This is a genomic window from Polyangium mundeleinium (assembly GCF_028369105.1).
Lineage (GTDB): Bacteria > Myxococcota_A > Polyangia > Polyangiales > Polyangiaceae > Polyangium > Polyangium mundeleinium.
The window spans coordinates 9,039,393-9,059,785 of record NZ_JAQNDO010000001.1; the positions used below are offsets into that span (position 1 = coordinate 9,039,393).

The 20,393-nt window shown below is 67.7% G+C and carries 18 protein-coding genes; 7 read left to right on the plus strand and 11 right to left on the minus strand.

Annotated features, from left to right (window positions below; all coding sequences use genetic code 11):
* Positions 1-70: 70 nt before the first annotated feature.
* The 4 genes from POL67_RS35810 (at position 71) to POL67_RS35825 (ending at position 5,701) form a co-directional block, all read left to right on the plus strand.
* Positions 71-3,271 carry a TonB-dependent receptor gene (locus POL67_RS35810; protein WP_271925124.1) on the plus strand — a complete coding sequence of 1,067 codons (3,201 nt, stop codon included), beginning with the start codon at positions 71-73 and terminating at the stop codon, positions 3,269-3,271.
* Between the two features lie 22 nt (positions 3,272-3,293).
* A complete protein-coding gene (locus tag POL67_RS35815) occupies positions 3,294-4,157 on the plus strand; it encodes a hypothetical protein (protein ID WP_271925125.1) in 864 nt (287 codons plus the stop codon).
* A 5-nt stretch (positions 4,158-4,162) separates the two neighbouring features.
* Positions 4,163-4,450 (plus strand): hypothetical protein, encoded by a 288-nt coding sequence (locus POL67_RS35820; RefSeq protein ID WP_271925126.1) that lies wholly within the window; start codon positions 4,163-4,165, stop codon positions 4,448-4,450.
* 510 nt (positions 4,451-4,960) lie between these two features.
* On the plus strand, positions 4,961-5,701 hold the full coding sequence (locus POL67_RS35825) for an SDR family NAD(P)-dependent oxidoreductase (RefSeq protein WP_271925127.1): 741 nt from the start codon (positions 4,961-4,963) through the stop codon (positions 5,699-5,701).
* 9 nt (positions 5,702-5,710) lie between these two features.
* Here the strand turns inward: POL67_RS35825 and POL67_RS35830 are convergent, their stop codons facing one another.
* The 5 genes from POL67_RS35830 to rpmG form a co-directional block, all read right to left on the minus strand.
* On the minus strand, positions 5,711-6,451 hold the full coding sequence (locus tag POL67_RS35830) for an SDR family NAD(P)-dependent oxidoreductase (RefSeq protein WP_271925128.1): 741 nt from the start codon (positions 6,449-6,451) through the stop codon (positions 5,711-5,713).
* A complete protein-coding gene (locus POL67_RS35835; protein WP_271925129.1) occupies positions 6,448-7,770 on the minus strand; it encodes an FAD-binding oxidoreductase in 1,323 nt (440 codons plus the stop codon). Before POL67_RS35835 ends, POL67_RS35830 begins: the two co-directional genes overlap by 4 nt.
* 9 nt (positions 7,771-7,779) lie before the next feature.
* A complete protein-coding gene (locus POL67_RS35840) occupies positions 7,780-8,799 on the minus strand; it encodes a deoxyhypusine synthase family protein (protein WP_271925130.1) in 1,020 nt (339 codons plus the stop codon).
* Between the two features lie 256 nt (positions 8,800-9,055).
* Positions 9,056-10,384 carry a zinc metallochaperone GTPase ZigA gene (zigA, locus tag POL67_RS35845; protein ID WP_271925131.1) on the minus strand — a complete coding sequence of 443 codons (1,329 nt, stop codon included), beginning with the start codon at positions 10,382-10,384 and terminating at the stop codon, positions 9,056-9,058.
* A 14-nt stretch (positions 10,385-10,398) separates the two neighbouring features.
* Positions 10,399-10,569, minus strand: coding sequence for a 50S ribosomal protein L33 (rpmG, locus tag POL67_RS35850; RefSeq protein ID WP_136928309.1), 171 nt, complete (start codon positions 10,567-10,569; stop codon positions 10,399-10,401).
* 252 nt (positions 10,570-10,821) lie between these two features.
* Here rpmG and POL67_RS35855 point away from each other — a divergent pair, with 252 nt between their 5' ends.
* On the plus strand, positions 10,822-11,322 hold the full coding sequence (locus POL67_RS35855) for a VOC family protein (protein WP_271925132.1): 501 nt from the start codon (positions 10,822-10,824) through the stop codon (positions 11,320-11,322).
* Between the two features lie 103 nt (positions 11,323-11,425).
* Positions 11,426-11,980 carry a sugar O-acetyltransferase gene (locus POL67_RS35860; RefSeq protein ID WP_271925133.1) on the plus strand — a complete coding sequence of 185 codons (555 nt, stop codon included), beginning with the start codon at positions 11,426-11,428 and terminating at the stop codon, positions 11,978-11,980.
* Here POL67_RS35860 and POL67_RS35865 read toward each other — a convergent pair.
* Positions 11,977-13,599 (minus strand): hypothetical protein, encoded by a 1,623-nt coding sequence (locus tag POL67_RS35865; protein ID WP_271925134.1) that lies wholly within the window; start codon positions 13,597-13,599, stop codon positions 11,977-11,979. The genes POL67_RS35860 and POL67_RS35865 overlap by 4 nt on opposite strands.
* A gap of 340 nt (positions 13,600-13,939) precedes the next feature.
* Here POL67_RS35865 and POL67_RS35870 point away from each other — a divergent pair, with 340 nt between their 5' ends.
* Positions 13,940-14,767, plus strand: a complete 828-nt coding sequence (locus POL67_RS35870; protein WP_271925135.1) for a PAS domain-containing protein — start codon at positions 13,940-13,942, stop codon at positions 14,765-14,767.
* Positions 14,768-14,803: 36 nt separating this feature from the next.
* Here POL67_RS35870 and POL67_RS35875 read toward each other — a convergent pair whose 3' ends face one another.
* The 5 genes from POL67_RS35875 to POL67_RS35895 are packed head-to-tail and all read right to left on the minus strand — an operon-like array spanning position 14,804 to position 20,383.
* Positions 14,804-17,137: a lamin tail domain-containing protein gene (locus tag POL67_RS35875; protein ID WP_271925136.1), complete on the minus strand. Its 2,334-nt coding sequence runs from the start codon at positions 17,135-17,137 to the stop codon at positions 14,804-14,806.
* A gap of 11 nt (positions 17,138-17,148) precedes the next feature.
* On the minus strand, positions 17,149-18,486 hold the full coding sequence (locus POL67_RS35880; protein ID WP_271925137.1) for a TolB-like translocation protein: 1,338 nt from the start codon (positions 18,484-18,486) through the stop codon (positions 17,149-17,151).
* Positions 18,486-19,313 carry a TonB C-terminal domain-containing protein gene (locus POL67_RS35885; protein WP_271925138.1) on the minus strand — a complete coding sequence of 276 codons (828 nt, stop codon included), beginning with the start codon at positions 19,311-19,313 and terminating at the stop codon, positions 18,486-18,488. Before POL67_RS35885 ends, POL67_RS35880 begins: the two co-directional genes overlap by 1 nt.
* A gap of 5 nt (positions 19,314-19,318) precedes the next feature.
* Positions 19,319-19,879 carry an OmpA family protein gene (locus POL67_RS35890; protein WP_271925139.1) on the minus strand — a complete coding sequence of 187 codons (561 nt, stop codon included), beginning with the start codon at positions 19,877-19,879 and terminating at the stop codon, positions 19,319-19,321.
* Positions 19,880-19,903: 24 nt separating this feature from the next.
* Positions 19,904-20,383, minus strand: a complete 480-nt coding sequence (locus tag POL67_RS35895) for a response regulator (RefSeq protein ID WP_271925140.1) — start codon at positions 20,381-20,383, stop codon at positions 19,904-19,906.
* Positions 20,384-20,393: the final 10 nt, after the last annotated feature.

The following is a 20,393-nucleotide window of genomic DNA, read 5'->3' on the forward strand; positions in this document are numbered from 1 at the left end:
CATGGTACGAGGGTTGCCTTGCGCCTGGAGGATCGTCTTGGAAACCCCAAGCACCGGACATCGAATCATCATGCGCTTCCCCTTTAGAACCCGATGGTTTTCCCTGGCGGCAGCCTGTTCCTTTGGCCTGCTCGCCTCCTCCGCCTTCGCCGCCGGAAACTCGGTTCTGACCGGCACGGTGATCGATGCAGCGACGCGGAAGCCACTCGCCGACGTCGTCGTCACCGTGACGTCCCCCGCGCTGCAAGGCGAGCAGACCGTCGTGACCGACGCAGCCGGCAACTATCGCGTCCCGCAGCTCCCGCCGGGCGAATACACGATCCGGCTCGACGGGGACAAGCACAAGCCCCTCGCGCGCGGCGGAATCACGCTCCGCACGAGCAGCACGCTCCGCGCCAACCTGGAGCTCTTGCCGGACGAGCTGCGCGAGGAGATCGTGGTCGTCGCGAGGCCCCCGACGATCGACATCGGGTCGACGACGACGGGCGTGATCGTCGATTCGGATCTTTCGCATCGCCTCGCGGTGGCCCCGCCGGGAGGTCGCGCCTCGGCCATACGATCCTTCGAAAGCCTCGGCGCGCTCGCGCCCGGCGCACAGCCGACCCCCCTCGGCTTTGCCATCAACGGCTCCTCGGCCCCCGAAAACCGATTCCAGATCGACGGCGTCTCCGTGGGCAGCGCCTCGGACGGCATCAACGACACGCCGCTTTCGCTCGAATTCGTCCGGGAAGTCAACGTCGCCACGGGCGGATACATGCCGGAGTACGGCCGAACCACCGGTGGTGTGTTCGACGTCGTCACGAAATCGGGCGGCAATGAATTTCACGGGTCGATCTTCGGCAGCTTCACGCCGGGCGCGTTCGAGGGGCGCCGAAAGCCCGTGCGCGCGCAGGGCACGGTCGTCGGCGTCGATCAAAAGCTCGGCGCGATGCGTGACTTCGGGTTCGAGCTGGGTGGCCCTCTCATGAAGGATCGCCTCTGGTTTTACGCGGGCTTGAACGTGGCCCTCCAGGACCTCGACATCGTGCGTTCGCTGAACCGCTTGCGGTACGAGACGAACGCCGACGGGTCCTTGAAGCTCGACGCGAACGGCAACCCCATCAGCCTTCGAGACGAATACGGCTTTCAGGTCACCGAACCCATCGAGGGCGGGACGCGCAACTACGTCGCGTCGAAAGAGACGTTGCAGTACATCGGCAAGCTGACGTGGCTCATCAACCCGTCGCACACGTTGACGTTGTCCGTGTTCGGCTCGCCCACGTGGTCGGGCGGGAACGGGCGGATCTCGCTCAATGGGGTCTCGGGCCAGATGACGACGATCAACACGAACTTGCTGGAAGGCGAATACGCGGCCTTCGGGAGGCGGGAAGAGCAGGTGATCAACACGGTCTCGCTCAAGCTCTCGTCGGCCTTCCTGAACAAGAGGCTCCTGGTCGACACGACGGTCGGATACCATCACGCCTACTCCAACCGCCTCCCGGTCGACGGAGCGGGGATCGGGAGCGGCCAGGGGCTCGACAAGGTCCCCGGTGTCTCGTGGACGCGGGGCGCACCGCATTCCATCGCGGATTTCGAGAATCTGCCGGCGGGGAGTGGTTGTGAGCCCAAGGGGTCGACGAACGTCATCTACTGCCCGGTGCGCGCCTACCTGACGGGGGGGCCCGGGAACGTCAACGAGTCCATCACGAACCGTTTCCAGGGGCGCTCTGTCGTCACGTACCTGCTCAACGCATTCGGGCAACACGTCATCAAGGCAGGACTCGACATCGAGGTGTCGAACAGCCTGTTCGCTCGGGCGAACACCGGGAACGTGTGGTTCTCCGAGACGTACGATGGTTCCGCGTGGCAGGTCTGGCGCATCGGAAACCTGACGAGCCCGGACGACGTGTACGTACCCAAGCTGCAATCCCCCACGACGCATTCCACCATCGTCGGCGGTTTCGTTCAGGATAGCTTCACGTTCCTGGACCGGGTCACGGTGAATGCAGGCTTGCGGTACGACGCGCAGATGATGTCGAGCAGCGAGGGGGTGGGCATGGTGCTCCCCAACCAATGGTCTCCGCGCGTGGGAGCCATCTACGACTTCACCGGCCAGGGACGGTCGAAGCTCTTCGCCAGCTACGCACGGTATTACGAGAACGTGCCCCTCGGCATGGCCGAGGGCTTGTTCGTCCAGCGGCCCTTCACCGTATCCGCCGTGTCGAGCTCCGTGTGTGACCCGACCGATCCCGCGAAGGTCGAGGCCTGCCTGGACCCGAAGAACCGACTCACGTACGGGGCGCCCTCCTCGCCCAACCGGCAATGGGGCTTTTATTACGGGGACCGTGCGCCGGTGGATCCGGAGCTCGAGGCGCAATCGATGGACGAGATCACCGCAGGCGGCGAGTATCAAGTCTTCAGCGATGCGCGTGTGGGCGCGAGCTACACGCACCGGTCGATCCACCGCGTCATCGAGAACATGAGCCGCGACGAAGGGACCTCGTTCTTCGTGGGCAATCCCGGGCACGGCGCGGCGTCCGACTTCCCCGAAGCGCGGCGCGATTACGACGCCGTGACGTTGTTCTTCCAGAAGTCGTTCTCCGAGGGGTGGCTCGCGCTGGCGAGCTACACGGCGTCCTATCTCCGTGGCAACTACCCCGGGCTCGCCTCGGGGTCGGGGTCCTGGCCGTCCCCTCATACCCTCTCCGACTTCGACCTCCTGTCGCTCCTGCCGAACCGGGATGGCCCGCTTCCTGGAGATCGGCGCCATTCCGTCAAGCTCTACGGCGCCAAAGAGTTCGCGCTCCCGAAAAACATCCGCATCAACATCGGAATGAGCTACACCGGCACGTCGGGGGCGCCGCTCGATGTTCTCGGCGCTCATCCCTACTATGGAAGAGGCGCCGCGTTCATTCTGCCTCGGGGCGCGGGCGGCAACTTGCCCTGGATCCATAGCGTCGATTCGAACCTCGCGGTCGGCTACAAGATCAGCAAGGACAGCACGCTCTCCGTGAACGTGGACGTGTTCAACCTGTTCAACTTCCAGGCCGAGACCAGCCGTGACCAGTCCTTCACGTACGCGAACGTCCGGCCCATCGACGGCGGGACGACGACGGATCTGCCCGAGAAGGGCGAATCGGCATGCGCGACCGGCGCGGGGTGCCGGTACAAACTCGTGAATTTCGAGGACGGCTCGCCGTTCGATCCTGCCAACCGAAACCCCAACTACGGCAGCCCCACCTCGTACCAGGCGCCGAGGACGATCCGCATGGGCGTCCGGTTGACCTTCTGATCGCGGAACGAGGAGACGAAGCATGATTCGCCCGAACCCCCCCAAGTCGATCGCCCTCGGGGCCTGTGCCCTCCTGTTCACGGCCGCGTTCGGCGCGTCCTGCGAGCAGCCACCGCTGCTCTGCGAGGTCGCGAGCAGCGCCTATCTCGTGAAGTACTACCCCAAGGAGGGCGGCAACGATTGTATCCAGGTGCCCGGGGAGCGGGTCGGCATGTCCGTGTACAATCCGCCGAAGGGAGACGACAGGGAGATCGATGCCACCCAGGCGACGGTCGCGATCCAGGCGCATTCGATGGGCGTGCTGGCGGACAGTGCCAGCGCAACGGCGAGCGCAACGGACCCGGACGCGAATCACAAGCAGTATTCCCTGGGTGCGTACGCCGTGCGACCGGACGCCGATGATTTCTGCGCGGCATCGAGCCTCTCGGTCGCCGAGCAGCACATCCCGGAGACGGCCTATACGGACGCGGACGGCAATCCGGCCATCTACCCCGAGACGCGCCTCGCCTACGAATGGCGGGATGTACGCGTGTACATGACGTTCGCGACGCCGGGGAACGCCGCGACGGGCGAGGTGACCATCACCCGGGAGGACGAGGATCCGGTGACGGGCGACCGCGCGACGTGCACGACGACGTACGTCGCGAGCGCCCTGTTTCCCATCGTCGGCTGCGAAGCGGTGGACGACACGGGCCAGGCGACAGGGATGCCCGACGACACGCGCTGCTGCGCCACCGCCGATCCTTCGCAGGGGCGCCCCTTTGGTTCCGGCATTCACCCGGATTTCAAGGTGAAGTGTGACCCCGAGCTTTTGTCGTGCGTGCTCGACTGGAAGCCCGGGGAGTCCTTCCCACCGCTCGGGAAGAATTCATTCTGCGGAGGCTGATCTGCATGGAAGTGGTAAGGACCATCGAGCTGTCGGGGTTCGACGCGAATGGCGAGCCCCAAATCGAGGTGATGGCGGACGGTACCCTCCGCGTCGCCTTCGAATTCATGCCCCCGTCCGACTTCGAGGACCGCGGAGACATGGGGCCGTATCACGACTTCGACGTCCAGATGTCGGCCGCGATTGGTGTCCCGGTCGCGTGGGAGGATCGCGAGTTCTTCCGCATCGATTCGCCGAAAGCAGACACGATCGACCGGCTTTCGGCGTTCCTTTCGACGTATCGTTCGCGATAGAGGCGCGCCGACCGGCACGCGTTCGGCTCGCTGGAGCGCTCGCGGTCGCGAACGGTCTCCCGAGGGGGTCGCCTCGTGTCGACACCCGCCGGCCCTCGTGATCCGAGGCGGTCGCCTCGCGTCAACACCCGCCGGTCCTCGTGGTCCGAGGCGGTCGCCTCGTGTCGACACCCGCGGGTCCTCGTGATCCGAGGGGGTCGCCTCGTGTCGACACCCGCCGGTCATCATGCACCGAGGGGGTCGCCTCGCGTCGACCCCCGCCGGTCATCGTGAGCCGAGGCGGTCGCCTCGTGTCGACCCCCGCGGGTCCTCGTGATCCGAGGCGGTCGCCTCGTGTCGACCCCCGCGGGTCCTCCTGAGCGTTGGGAGCAGCGCGCGCTCACGGACGAGGCGTTTCTCTCCGATGCGCGTTTCTCGAACCCGTATCCGGAAGACCCGCATTTCGGGGAGGGAAGGACGCTGCGCGATCTTCCGAGCATCGAGCCGGTCGATGCTCTAGAGAGAATCCCCATGACACGGGTCTTGATCCTTGGTGCCACGTCCGCGGTCGCCGCGGAGGTCGCGCAGATTCACGCGAGCCGCGGCGATCGCCTTCATCTGGTGGGTCGCAACCCCGAAAAACTCGCCGCGGTGGCAGCGCGATGCGCGGAGGCGACCGTCTCCGTGGCGACCGCCGACTTCGGTGAGCTCGGCGCGAACGAACGCGTCATCACGGACGCGATCGCGACGCTCGGCCACGTGGATGTCGCGCTCATCGCGCACGGCGACCTCGGCGATCAGCTCGCCAGCGAGCGCTCCTTCGACGAAGCAGAGGCGATCCTCCGCACGAACTTCACGAGCGTCGTCTCGCTCCTCATCCCGCTGGCGAATCACATGGAGGCCACCCGGAAGGGGCGGATCGGCGTCATCACCTCGGTCGCCGGCGACCGCGGGCGCCCCCGCAACTACACCTATGGCGCGGCGAAAGGAGCGCTCAACGTGTACCTGCAAGGGCTCCGCACGCGCCTTTATGCTTCGGGCGTGACCGTGACGACGCTGAAGCTCGGCCCGGTCGACACGCCGATGACACGGGACCACGAAAAGACCCTTCTCTTCAGCAAACCCGCCGCCGTGGCGAAGGACATCGTGCGCGCCATGGATGGCGGTACGCCCGAGGCTTACGTACCCGCGCGGTGGGGCCTCATCATGCCTCTCGTGCGGCGCACGCCCGAGGCCCTTTTCCAGAAGCTCCCGTTCCTCTCCGGGCGCTGAAAACGCGGCTCAGAAGCCGATCCTGCGCATCACGAAGCGCGGCAACCATCGAATCACGAGCATCACGAGCGCCCATATCGCGGGCGTGTACAGGAGCGGCTTGCGCGCGACCATCGCGCGGACGACGTGCTTCGCGACCGCGTCCGGCTCCCCGGCGAACGGCGGCGGCTTGAGCCCCGCCGTCATGCCGGTCTTGACGAATCCGGGCTTGACGCAAAGGACGGAGAGCCCTTTCGCGTGAAACTTGTGGTCGAGCGACTCGAGATAATGCGAGAGGCCGGCCTTGCTCGATCCATAAAGCGCGACCGGCTTGCGTCCCCGATCGCCCGCCACCGACGAGAAGACGGTGAGCTGGCCGCCGCCCCGCTCGAGGAGCCTTTTGCGCGCGTGCTCGCAGAAGACGACGGTATTCGTGTAGTTCACCGTGAGGACGCGGCGCGTGAGCTCGATGTCCGCCTCCAGCGCCTCCTGGGTCGCGAACATGCCTGCCGTGACCACGACCGTATCGAATCCGCCGAGCGCCCGGTCGGCCTCGTCGAGCGCCGCGGCGAAGCCTTCCGGTTTTTCCAGGTCGCACACGGCATAACCCACGCGGGCGTCCTTCGCTTTCCGCGCCTCGAGATCGGCCGCGCTCCGGGCGAGGTCGCCCGCGTCGCGCCCCATCAGGAAGACCTCGTCTCCCCGCTCCGCGAGCCTCCGCGCGACCGCGCGCCCCATGCCTGCCGTGCCACCGAGAACGACCGCCTTCATGCCCGATCTCCAAAAAGCCGCACGGACTGCGCGCTCCGCAGCCGCCTCTGCGGATCCCATTTTTCGCGCGCCGCGAGGAAACGGTCGAGCCGCGGCTCCATCGCGCGAAAATGCTCTGGCCGTGTGAAAAGATCCTTCGTCAGGTAGATCCGCCCGCCCGCCGCGATGACGAACTCGTTCAGTTGATCGACGATCCGCTGGATGTCCGGCGAGATCGCCATGTCCACGGCGATCGACGTCCCTTCGAGCGGGAACGAGAGTAGCCCCTCGCCTTCGGGCCCGCAGTCCTTGATCACGCAAAGCGGCGACGCCCCGCCGAGCCGCGTCAAGAGCTCCATGAATTCGCGCACGGCCGCTGACCCAGCCGCGCGCGGCAGGACGCACTGGTACTGGGTAAACCCCCGCGGGCCATACGCGCGGTTCCAGTGCAGGATCGCGTCGAGCGGGTAGAAGAATGGCTCGGGCGCGACGATCGTCTCCACGCGTTGCTGCGTGTGTCGCCAGTAATAAGCCATGTTGAAGAGGCTCGCCGTCGTCGGGTTGAGGGCCCAGTTGGGGAGCTCGACCGGGAACGTCAACTCGGGGGCCGCGCGCGGCGGCTCCTTGGGGGCCTCGTGCGGCTCGGCCCACCTTCCGGCCATGAGGATCCCACGGCCCATCGATCGCCCGCGCTGCAGGCAATCGATCCAGCCCATGGTCATGGGCCACCGGGGGGCGGCGCGGCCGAGGGCGGCGAGGAATTCGTCGATGTCGCGCACGCGCTCGCTTTCCATGAAGATCCACGGACTCGGAATGCGGTGCAGCGTGAACTCGACCTCGAGGATATGCCCGAGCAAGCCCATTCCGCCGATGGTCGCGTAGAAGAGATCAGGGAGCTCCGTGGGCGAACACGTGACGATGCTGTCGTCGGCGAGGCGCATGAGCAAGGAGCGTACATGCGCGCCGAAACAGCCTTCGCGATGGTGATTCTTGCCATGCACGTCGCTCGCGACCATCCCGCCGAGCGTGACGAACTTGGTCCCGGGCGTGACGGGCGTGAAAAAGCCACGCGGAACGAACAATCGATTGAGCTCGACGAGGCTGAGGCCCGCCTCGGCGCGCACGACGCCCGTCTGCGCGTCGAAGGCGAGGAGCCGGTTCGCAAGGCGCGTGGACACGACCCTGTCGGTGCCACGGGCGGGCAGCGACGAGTCGCCGTACGAGCGACCCATGCCCCTCGACAGCGTGGTGCCACGCGAGAGGGATTCGAGGTCTTCCCCGAGGAGCTCGACGCCCGGCAGGGCAAGGCGCCCCCACCCCGAGAGGATCGCTTCGGCCATGGCTCCCTCCTACGAGAGCTTCGACAGCAGCGCGTTCGCCGCCTCCGGGTGCTGCTTGTATTCGAGGAGCGCGCTGAGGAGGAGGGGCGCCACGATCGTCGCGTCCGACTCGATCACGAACATGGGCGTCTCCTTCGTGAGCTTGTCCCAGGTGATCTTCTCGTTCGGCGTCGCCCCCGAGTACGAGCCGTACGACGTCGTCGAGTCCGAGATCTGGCAGAAGTACGCCCAGGGTTTCACGGGTTGCTCGAGGTCGTACTTGATCGACGGCACGACGCAGATGGGGAAGTCGCCGGCGATGCCTCCGCCGATCTGGAAGAAGCCCACGCCCGCGCCGGCCGAGAGCTCACGATACTGGTCGTAGAACGCGGCCATGTACTCGATGCCGGATTTGACGATGCTCGCGCTGCACTCGCCGAGCTTGACGTGGGACGCGAAGATGTTGCCGAACGTCGAATCCTCGTAGCCGGGGACCACGATCGGGAGATTGTGGCGCGCGGCGGCGAGCAGCCAGCACGCGTCCGGGTCGCCTTCGTGAAGCGCCGGGTCGATGCGCTGGATGAGGTCGTAGAAGTATTCGTGCCAGAAGCGCCGCTGGCCGGCCGCGCCCGCGTTCCTCCACATGGGCACGAGGTCCTTCTCGACGGCGCGGAACGCCTCGTCCTCGGGGATGCTCGTGTCGGTGACCCGCCGCATGCGGTCCGCGAGGATCTTCGTGTCGTCCTCTTTCGTGAAGTAGCGGTAGTCCGGGAAATCCTTGTAGCTCGCATGCGCGACGAGCCGGAAGAGCGACTCTTCCAGGTTCGCCCCCGTCACGGAGAAGCCGTGGATGAGCCCCGCGCGGATGGCGGGCGCGAGCGTGATGCCGAGCTGCGCCGACGACATGGCTCCCGCGAGGGCCCAGAACATCTTCCCGCCGCTCTCGATGTGTCGGATGTAGGCGACCAACGCGTCACGCGTCGCGCGCGCATTGAAGTTCTTGTAGTTCTTCAGGATGAACTCGAGAATCGGAAGCGTGGGGGGCGTCATGAGAGGTCTTTCCGTTCCGTCGGGCGATCGCGTGAGGGAGAGCCGGGCCTTCGAGGTCGGCCGCGTGGCGCCCGAGACGTAGCACGCGCTGGCCATGACCTGCCACATCCCGCTGACAGTCCGTCACCCGTTCGGAGGCAGAAAAGCGTGACCCATCCCACCGCACAAGCGCGCTGCTCGCGGCGGGTCGGACGGTCACGCCGTCGACAGGCGGTCGTGGGGGACGAGCATGACGTTCTCGCCCCCGCAACGGGAGTCAGGTCAAGGGGTCAGGCGACGGGCCGCGAGGAGGAGCCGGCTCGCTGCTTCGATCGTGCGCGGGGCCGCGCGTCCACATCGACGCGACGCGCGGATCGCCGGGCGGCGAGCCCTCGTCCTCGTCGCCCTCGGCCAGATCCCAGGGCGGGAACGGATCCTCGAATTGCAAAGCGCCCTCGGGGCCGAGCGCCATTTCCTCGTCCGAGAGCAGGCAAGCTTCGAGCCGCGCCCGCATTTCCTCGCGCTCCACGGTCCCGATGATCACGATCTCCTGCCGGCGATCGCCGAACGCCGGATCCCACTCCGCCGCGATCCTTTGCCGCGCGTCCTCGTCCTCCGGCCATTCCTCCTTTGCTTGCGCGGCCCACCATTTCCCCACGACGCCAAACCGGCACGCGCCTCCCGCTTGTGACCACTCCGCCACCCATTCGGGCCGCGTCGCGAGCCAGAAAAACCCCTTCGATCGGATCACGCCCGGCCATTCCTCGTGGAGGAGCGCGTAAAACCGCGCCGGATGCAAGGGCCGCCGCGCGCGGAACACGAAGCTCCCGAGCCCGTACGCCTCCGTCTCCGGGATGTGCTCGCCGCGCAGCTCCGCCATCCAGCCCGGGGCCTCCCTCGCCTTCTCGAGATCGAACAGCCCCGTGCCCATGATCGTATCGATCGGCACCTCCCCGAACCTCGCCCGCACGATTCTCGCCCGCGGGTTCAGCCGGTGGAGCGTGGCCTCGAGCTTCCCGAGCTCCGGCTCGGTGACGAGATCCGCCTTGTTCAGCACGATCACATCGCAGAACTCCACCTGATCCACGAGCAGATCGACGACGCTGCGATCGTCCTCTTCGGACGCCGCGACGCCCCGGTCCACGAGCTCCTCGGCCGCGTCGAAATCCTTCGAGAAATTGTAGGCATCGACCACCGTCACCATCGTGTCGAGCCGCGCCACGTCCGCGAGGCGCGCGCCCGTGTCGTCCTCGAAGCCAAACGTCTCGGCCACGGGCAGGGGCTCGCTGATCCCCGTCGACTCGATGAGCAGGTATTCGAAGCGCCCCTCGCGCGCGAGCTTCTGCACTTCGATCAGGAGGTCCTCGCGCAGCGTGCAGCAGATGCAACCGTTTGTCATCTCGACGAGCCGCTCTTCGGTGCGGCTGAGCGCGGCGCTGCCGCCCCGCACGAGCTCGGCGTCGATGTTGACCTCGCTCATGTCGTTCACGATCACCGCGACCCGCTTGCCTTCGCGGTTTTCGAGCACGTGATTGAGGAGCGTCGTCTTTCCGGCCCCGAGGAAGCCGGAGAGCACCGTGACGGGGAGCCGGCGATCGGATGCCACAGGGACCGCGCTCCTCATTTTGCGCCGCCCTTGGAGATCTTCCCCTCGACGAACACGACGTGCTTGCGGGCGATCGGATCGTACTTCTTGATCTGGAGCTTCTCGGTCGTCGTCCGCTTGTTTTTCGTCGTGTAGTAGCAGTACCCGGTGCCCGCCGACGAGACGAGCTTGATCGTGTCGCGCATGGGCGAACTTACTACATCACCAACTTATCAGATGCAACCACGTTGCATCTCAAGCAACTCCGACGGTCTCGACCGTGGCCTGGACGACAGCTCCAGGTCGCACAATTTCGACGCGGGGGACCGATGAGTTTGTCCTCCGCCGCGGGTCCAACGACGTGAAGCACGTCCGCGAGGGGCAGCCGTACGTTCTGGACGACCCCGCTCCCGCGGTTGTACCGCCACATCAGCGAGAGAGCAGCGAGAACAACGACCATGCAAAACAGGTTTCAGCGCATCACGCCGTTTCTCTGGTTCGACACGCAGACCGAGGAGGCCGTCGCGTTTTACACCTCGATCTTCCCGAACTCGCGGGTCGTGACGACCACCCGCTACAACAAGGAAAGCGCGCAGGCGTCCGGCCGGGCGGAGGGGTCGGTCATGACCATGGCCTTCCAGCTCGACGGGCAGGATTTCACGGCCATCAACGGCGGCCCTCAGTTCACGTTCAACGGGGCGATTTCGTTCGTCATCCATTGCCAGACGCAGGAGGAGGTGGACCATTACTGGAATCGCCTCGGCGAGGGCGGTGATCCGAAGGCCCAGCAATGCGGCTGGCTCCGGGACCGCTTCGGCGTGTCCTGGCAGGTGGTGCCCACGCAGCTCGTCGAGCTGCTCTCCGATCCCGACCCGAATCGAGCGCGCCGCGCCATGATGGCCATGCTCGGCATGAAGAAGCTCGACATCACCGCCCTGCAGAAGGCCGCGGCGGGCTGAGGAACAAAGGAATCCACCCCGTCCGGACCGACGGCTCCTCCCCTATCCTGCGTGACGACGCCGCCGCTTGACGGCTTCCGACCGAGGCGCCAAGGAACCACGCATGTCCGAGCGCGATCGAATGCTGGCCGGGGAGCTCTACCGACCCGACGACCCCGAACTCACGACCGCCCGCACCCGCGCGCGCCGCCTCTGCCGCGCCTACGACGAGGTGCCCGAGGACGAGCCCACGCGCAGGCGCGAGATCCTGGAGGCGCTCTTCGGCACGCTCGGCGGCGGCGCGTTCATCGAGCCGCCTTTCCGCTGCGATTACGGCGTCCACATCCACGCCGGCGACGGGCTCTACATGAACTTCGGCTGCGTGGTGCTCGATTGTGCCCGCATTGACATCGGCCACCGCGTCCTCTTCGGGCCGGGCGTGCACATCTATGCCGCGACGCACCCGCTCGACGCGGCGCTGCGCTCGTCGGGGCGCGAACTCGCGCGGCCCGTGCGGATCGGCGACGACGTCTGGCTCGGGGGCGGCGCGATTGTCGTGCCGGGCGTGACCATCGGCGATCGCGTCGTGGTCGGCGCAGGCAGCGTCGTCACGAAGGACGTGCCGCCGGGCTGGGTCGTGGCAGGAAACCCGGCCCGGCTCGTCAAGCGCACGGATTAACGACTTCGCACGCGAAGCAAGGCGAACATCCCATCCGGAGAGACGTACTCCCGCTCCAGGAGGAAGCGCTCCGGGGGTTGATCGGCCGCGCGGCCGAGCCAGGCGGAGAGCTCGGAAGGCCGGTAATCGTGCGGCCGGTACTGGAACGAGGCGAAATGTTGAAAGCCTCGTTCGAACGAGAGCTCCAGAAAGCGGTGCTCGCGTCGCGCCGTAAACCCCTCTCGATCGAGCGCGAGGAGAAACGATTGGGAGGGCGCGTCGAACCAGTAGCTGAGCACGCCGTCGTCGACCTCGATGAACTTCGGCAGCCCGTTCGGGTACCGCTTCCGCACCTCGGGCACGGTCCTTTGGTGGAACCGCAAAAAATCCCCGTTGTATGCGACGTGCCGGTGGTATTTGAAGAAAAACGCGAGGCCGAGCGCCACGGCGACGGCGCAGGCAACCACCTTCCCGGGCGAAGGTCGCGGCGCGGCGAGGGCCGGGAAGCGGAGCCGCGGGAGGCGGAACGAAAGGACGAACAGGGTGGGGAGGAGCGTGGAGACGGGGAAGTACCAGTATCCCTGGTGCAGATAAAGCCCGAAGCAGAAATTGTAGGCGCCGAGCGCGATGACACCCAGCGCGGCGAAGACGAGCTGCACTTCGAGCCGCGTCGCCCTGCGCCGGCGAAAGGCGCAGGCCAGGATGTAGAGCAGCGAGAGGAGCGGCGGCAGGACGATCTGCGCCTCACGGCACGCATTGGGGAGCCACCACGGCGAGTTTTTCAGCGCGCCCTGGAAGAGGACCTTGATGAGGTGCGCGTGCTCCGGGTTCCATTTCGGAAAGGTCGTCTTTGCGGCCCCGCTGATGGGCATCAGCGATCCGAAATGGATCCGGTTGATCAAGAGGTAGGGCAAAAGCAGCGCGACGAACGCGAGGACCGCCGCGCCGGCCGCCTCCCGCCGGCCGCCTCGACGCAGGCACGAAAAGCAATACCCGGCCAGCATCGGCGCGGCGATGAGCCCGTGATCGAGGCGCGCGAGCGTGAAGGCCGCGAGCGCCGCCCCGACGTACGCCCCCGCCCGCGTGGAATGAAGGGCCGAGCGGGAGGTCGCGAGGAAGAGGGAGAGCGCAAAGAGCAAAAGGCAAAGCCCGCTCTCCATGCCATTCATGTAGCTCCACGGGGTCCCGAACACGGGGAGCCTCCAGTGGGGCAAACCCGCCTTCTCGATCAGCCCGAGGCCGAAATTCCAAAGGGGAAGGACGAGGAGCGGATACACGCCGACGGGCAGCAAAACGAAGGTCGGGGTCAGCCGGCGTGCGCGCAGAAGCGTCATGCCGAGGAGCCACGTCGCGCCCCCCACCGCGATCACGCTGCTCATGACGGCGAGAAAGAGGCCGATGTCGCCGAGCCCGGCCTTTTCCCGCACGAGCTCGGTGACCCCGATGAAGGCCTGCCAGAGCGGATGAAACCCGTTCGTGGGATGCTCTCCGTCGTAGGAAAACCTGCCGGTCCGCGCAAGGTTCCTGCCGATCGTGAGGTAATAATAGGTATCGATGGCCATCCAGTGAAAGGGGGCCGTCCGGATCGACGAGAGCAGGTCGACGAGCGCCGGAACCACGACGAGGAGCGTCGTCGTCACGGCAATCCATCGTCGCCGGAGAAACGAGCGGAGGCGCTCCCCAAACCTGCGCGGAGGTCGCATGGCGGGCGCGATAGCACCACCGTCGCGGGCCTTCGTCAACGCCTGCGGGCCCGGTCACCGCCCCGGCGAGGTCGGGGCGAGAGCGTTGTGCGTGCCGAGAAATCTCCATCCTCGCTCGAACCCGGGAAAACCCCGCACGACGCGCGCACCTGGACCACGCACGCCTCGTCGTTTCCTCTTCCAATCCGGACGGATGCGTGCGACATGGGCTACAGGTGGCAGTTCTATGAGTGGTTCCGAAGAGATGATTGACGTAGCTGGAGGACATGAAGGGGGGTTGGCAGAGGACCGCGCGCTGGTGCAGGCGCTCGAAGAGAAGGTACGGGCGCTCGAGGAGGAGCTGCGATTTTTCCGCACGCTCGCCGACGAGCTGCCACTCAGCCTTTACCACAAGGACCGCGAAGGACGTTGCGTATGGGCCAACGCGGCCCTGCTCGCGAGCGTCGGATCCGGGCTCGAAGAGGCGCTCGGCAAGACGGTGTTCGATTATTACCCGCGCGCGCTCGCGGAAAAATACGATGCCGACGACCGGCGCGTGATCGAGACGGGCGTGACCCTTCAGGACGTCGAGGAGCACAAAGCGCCCACCTCCGAGGGCTCGCGTTACGTGGAGGTCAAAAAGGTTCCCGTGCGGAATGCAGAGGGCGCGATCACCGGCTCGATGGGCATCTACTGGGACGTCACCGGCGTGCGCCGCGCCGAACGCCTGGAGGAGGAACGACAAGCGCAAGCCGCGACGTTGCGCGAGCTCGGCGCGCCGCTCCTCCCGCTCGCCGAGCGGGTCCTCGCGATGCCCCTCATCGGCCGCATCGACGCCGCCCGCGCCGCGCAAGCGCTCGATTCGTTGCTCCATGGCGTCTCCGAGCGCCAGGCCGCCGTGGTGCTGCTCGACGTGACGGGTGTCACCACGATCGACGACGACGTGGTGCGCCTGCTCGTCGACGCCGCCGGGGCCGTGCGGCTGCTCGGCGCGCGTGTGGTGCTCACCGGCGTGAAAGCGGCGATGGCTCAGGCCATGATCGAAATGGATGCCCGCCTGGAAGGGATTGTGACGTTGTCGACGATGCAGGCAGGCGTCGCGTGGGCGCTCGCGCGGCGAGGATGATGACGTTTGCCGGCGAGCTCCGCCGGCCGAGCCGCGTCACGGCACGACGGTCAGCGCGGGAAGTTGGGTGATCTCGAAGGAGAGCCCCGCGCCCGAGCCTGCGCCGTTCAGATCACAATAGGTCCACCGCGTCCCGTCGAGGCTCATGCGGTAGGCATACCGGTAGGCGCCTGGAACGGCGGGCGCGAGGAACGAGCCCTTGTATTCGTCGTCATTGCCGATCTGCGCGTTGTAGGTGGCCGAGAAGAACTGCCAGCCGCTCTGCGTGGTGGGGTTGATGTTGGCCGGGCCAAAGCCCACCTCGACCTTCAACGTCGCGCTCGCGTCGGCGGCCTCGGTCACGCCCGCCTCGTACGCCCGGCCGTAGATCACGGGCGTCATCGCCGATGCGGAGACCGTCAGCGAGACCGGGAGCTCGACGTTGCAGAAATCGAGCTCGTACGCCTGGTCCGATTCGTTGGCCGTGACGTCGCCCGCGCAGGCGCAGGCGCTCGCCATGCTCGCCGAGCTCCGCGGCGCGACCTGGGCCGTCGCGAAGTCGGCCTTGTTGTCGCCGGTGTCGGTGCACGCAGCGGCGAGGCGCTGGATCGATTGCGCGGCGGTCGACGCCCCCGGGGCCACGCCGCTCCCCTTGAAGCAGTTCGCGGTGGTCCCGTACCCCACGAAATCCAGGATCTTCGCGCCGCTGGGGCAGCTCCCGCTGAGCGCGGCGGTGGCGTTGACCAGGGCGATCTTGCCCGCCGAGGCGCTCATGTTCGTGGTGCCCGTCGCGTCGGACGCCGGCAAGGCCACGCCACTCGACCCGCCGGCCTGCGCCACCAGGTAATAACCGCCCGGCGCGAGGGTGCCGCTCAGGTTCGTCACGAGCCAGGACGTCCCTGCCGCGCTCGCGTATTGCACCGACCAACCGGCGAGGTTCACCGAGGAGCTGCCGCGGTTGTGCAGCTCGATGAAATCACTCTTGTACGTGGCGCCGGAATTCCCGCCTCCGCCGTAGATCTGGCTTATCACCACCGAGCTCGCGCAGGGAGCGGAGGTCGGCGGCGTGGCGGTGCCGAAGCCGACGCTCGAAGTGTACGCCGCCGCGAGCGCCGTTCCATCGGTCCCCTTGGCCGTCGCGGCGACACGGACGCGGTACGTCGTGCCATAGGAGAGCGCCGGAGACGGGGTCCACGTGGCCACGGTGCCATTCCCGGACATCACGGGCAGCGCCGCGGCGAAGCCGAGGCAGGTGGCGAATCCATCCGTCGAGACCTGGACCACGCCGGTGCAGGGTCCGACCGTGGTCTGCGCGGCGAGCGTGGCCGGATCCATGGCCCCGCTGAACGTGACCGCCACCGTGGAGGTCACCGGCGCGCCGGTCGCCGCGTCGGCGGGCGACGTTCCCACCACGGCTGGCGGCTGGCAAAGGCCGGTGGCGCAGAGACCGCTGTGGCAATCGGCCGGCGCGAGACAACTCTCGCCCACCCCGCAGGGCGGGCACCCCGCGCCGCCGCAATCGACGTCCGTCTCGGACCCGTTCTCGACCCCGTCGGCGCAGCTCGCGGCCTTGCAGACCCCGGCCGCGCAGACACCACTCGGGCATTGCGCGCCGGCATTGCACTGGACGCACAGGCCAGCGCCGTTGCAGACCTTTCCGCCGTTCTGGTTGCACGCCGTGTCGAGGGAGATCGGCGGGTTGGAAGGCGCGCCGGCGGCGCAGACGTCGGCCGTGCATGCATTCCCGTCGACAGGCACGTCGCTGTCGTCGACCTCGGGCGAGGTGCCGCCGGAGCCGTCGCAGGCCATCTGCATGCAATCGCCGGGCATCTGCGAGGGAAGAGGCGTCCCCGCAGCCGCATTCTCGACGCCGCACACCCCCATCACGCAGGTGCGGGCCTGGCACGTGGTGTCCGACCCCGGGCAATCCGCCGCGGTGAGGCATTCGACGCAAGCGCCGTCGCTATTGCAAATCGATCCGGCGTCGCCGCAGGCCGTGCCCGTCGGGACGGGCGGGTTCGAGCCGATGCCGCTGGTGCAGACGTCGCTCGTACACGGATTGCCGTCGACCGGCACGTCGCTGTCCTCGGGGACCGGGATCACCTCCCCCGCCCCGTCGCATTGCAGGATCACGCAATCGCCCGCCTTCTGCTCGGGCGTGGACGTGCCGGCCGGCACGGGCGCGGCGACGCACGCGCCGTCCTTGCAGATCGCCGTCTCGCACGGGTTCGCCGAGGGCTGGCAATCGTCGGCCTTCCGGCAGGACCCGCTGCCGCCCTGGCCGCCTTGGCCTGCTCCCCCGTCCCCGTCGGGGGGCGAACCCTCCGCGCACGCGCTGCCGAAGGCGGCGAGCGCTCCCAAGAACATCGCCCTGACAATCCTCTTCTTCATACCCTCGTCTTTCATGGAACCTTCGCGTCGACCTCGATCGCTCGCCCGGGTGGTAACGACTCCCATCGCAACGAATCGCCGACGAGCGTCGAGATTCGCTTCGGCCGCCCGCCGTCGAGGCGCATGAGATAAAGCCCAGGCCCCTCGCCCGAGGTGCGCGTCGAAAAGAAAGCCAGAATGCGGCCGTCGGGGCTACAGGCGGGATATCCGTTTCGACCCTGCCCCTGCGTCAGCCGCACCATGTCGCCGCCACGCTCACCCGCCGCCAACAGATCGCTGTCCTTGCCGCTGCCCACGGCGAACACCACCCGCACGCCGTCCGGGTGATTGCAGAACGTCGGCGCCGAGGCGAAGAGGCCCTCGGGCGTGATGGGCTTGCCGTCCACGTAGATCCGCTGTCCATAACGACCCTCGCCCGCGAAGGCCAGTTTGCCGCTCGGCGTGAAGGTCGGCCGCAAGGCCATGCCGACCCCGGAGGCGGGCGTGAGGTGCTCGAAGTCGGGCCCCGCGAACAGCTTGATCGTGCCCTCCACCCCGATCGAGACCGCGACCTGCGATCGATCCCGGGAGAACGCGAGCCCGTACACCGAACCTCGTACGGGCAGCGGGATCGTCCGGCCGCTCGCGGCGCGGAGCTGATATTCGCCGTGGTCCACGCTGGACGACCAGAAGAGCTCCTCGGTTTTCCCGAACGCAGGCGCGAGCGCGATCGCATCCGTGGGCGACACGGCCGCGGCGCCGTGGCCATCCGCGTCCATGGTGTAGACCTGGCGGAGCTTGCCCGTGCCGGCGACGAACGTCAGGTGGCTCCCGAACCCCCCATTTTTGCCCGTCAATGCGCCGATCAAGAGGTCCACGAGCCGATGGGATTCGGCCCGGAGATCCCCCGCCGGCACGAGGAAACGCCGCGCGAAGACCGGCGCGGCGCCGCGCGCCACGAGGTACACCCGCCCGGTGATCTCCACGCGATCCTGCCCCTCCCCCCGGCGCGCGCCCACCTGGATCAGCGCTTCGACGCGCTTCTTCGCCCAGGGCCGCACGTCCACCGCCGTCGCGAGCAGCGCCTCCTCCGGCGCCTCGCTCGGGGGCAAAAGCTCGAACTCGCCGCAGAGATCGAGGTCGCGGTGCGTGACGGCGTGCAAGGTCACGTCCTCGATGTCCGACGCGAGGGAAGGGACGACCGCGACGCGCGGGAGCGGGCGCGTCGCGCCGGCCACAACCACGATCGTGCCGAGCACGTCCGCGGTGCTTGGCGGGGCGTCGACCGCGGGCGTGTCCGCGGCGCGGGCGATCGAAGCGCCGGCCAAGAGCAGCGCGGTGCCCATGAAGAGCCGATGGAGGGCGCGCATCAATCGCATCGCTCCGGCGTGCAGGTGAAGGTGAGCGAGATCCGGTGCTGGACGATGTTCGGGTAGTTCTCCGGCGGAGGGGGGATCTCCTTTCCCCTCGCGCCCTCGAGCGCGGCGCGCGCGGCGGCGTCGAACGCCGCGTGGCCGCTCGGCGTGATCACGTAACTCGTGACCGTGCGGCCGCTCGAGACCTCGATCGTGGCGGCGACGCGGTATCGCGTGATCTCCTCGGGGCCGAGCCCCGACCCGGAGACCCGAAAGCGCTGGCTGAACCACACACGGATCCGGTCCCGATAGATGTCCACGGCGCGGGCCTCGAGCGGGTCCGTCTCGGTGCCGTCCGCAATGCCGTCCGCGTGTCCTTTCACGGGGACATTGGCGGGCGGCGTCTCGGCGGAGACGGGAATCGTCGTCTCGATTTGTTTTGCGACCTCGACGTCGGGGGGCGGAATCCTCGCCCCGGCGTCGGTCTCCGATACGACCGGCTGCGGCCCGTCCTCGCCCCGGGTCGCGTCCGCGGGAGAGGCGGCGGCCGCCGCGGCGCGCGCTTGCGGAGCTTGCCTCACCCAGCGGTCCGGGAGCTTCGTTCGGTCCCACGTCCCCCCGAGCTTGAGCGCGGGCGCGAGGTCGGGCGCGGGATCCACATCGACCGTCGGGCTCGGCTCGACCTCCTCGACATCGAGGACCGGCGCGGCGCCGGGCGGCGCTGGACGCTCCGCGCACACGAGGAGCAGGGCGCCTCCATGGACGGCCACGGAGGCGCAGAGCGTGATCGCGAGGGAGCGAGCACGCAAACCCGGAACGGCCGCGGGAGGGAGCGCGCGCATACCCCTCAATCCGCGAGGAAAATGTCGACGCGGCGATCGCGCGCCCACCCCTCCTCGTCGCCGCCCGACGCCTCGAGCTCGCCTCGGGACGAGGTTTGCAGGCGCGACGCCTCGAGCCCTTTCTTGCCGAGGAAGCTCGCCACGCTGCTCGCGCGCTTATGCCCGAGCCCGAAGTTGTATTCGGTCTCCCCGCGCGCATCGGCGTGACCAACGACTCGCATTCCTTTGCCGGCGAGGTTCCCGCTGGAGAAGCAGCGCGCGAGGGCGTCCAGCGACGACGCGGCGTCGGACTGAATGTACGAGGAGTCGAAGGCGAAATGCGCCTTCGGGATGTTGCCGCAAGCCTTGACGATGCGGTCGTCGATATGGACCGAGCTCGCGTCCGCGGGGGCGCTGCCCTTCGACGCGGACGCTCCCGCCGCCTGCCCGCTCGCGCCGGCTTCGCTGCCGTCACGCCCGGACGCCGCTTTCGGCCGGCTCGCCGGATCCGAACCGCAGCCCGCGACGAGCATGGCAAGCGCCGCCGCGATCGAAACGACAAGAATGCAACGGGATCGATCTCGCATGAGCATACCTCCTGGGGCAGGAATTCATCCGGATGTCGAGCCCACCGCGCCCGGACGCCGGCCGGCGTTGAGCACGACCGTGCGCAGGTCGTCGACATCAAAAGGTTTGTCGAACACCGCGAAAGCGCCCGCGGCCCGCGCACGCGCGTGCGTCGCCGCGTCGCCGAACGCCGTGGTCAGCACGAAGGGCGTGCGCCACCCGACCTCGCGCATGGACGCGAGCACGTCGAGCCCGCTCTTGCCGGGCATGCGGATATCCGAGACGATCACGTCGGGCGGGCTCTCTTCGAGCGCGCCCTGCGATACCGCGCGCAAGAACTCGAGGAGCTGCGTCCCGTTCTCGATCTCGATCACCGTATGCCCGTCCTTGCGCAGGGCCTGCGCGAGGAAGAGGCGCACCTCCAGGTCGTCCTCGGCGAGGACCACGCGCAAGGGCTCTCGACGCCGCGGATCGTCTCCGTCGACCACGAGGTCCCACGCCGCGCTCGATGTACGTCGCGCCATTGCGCCCGGG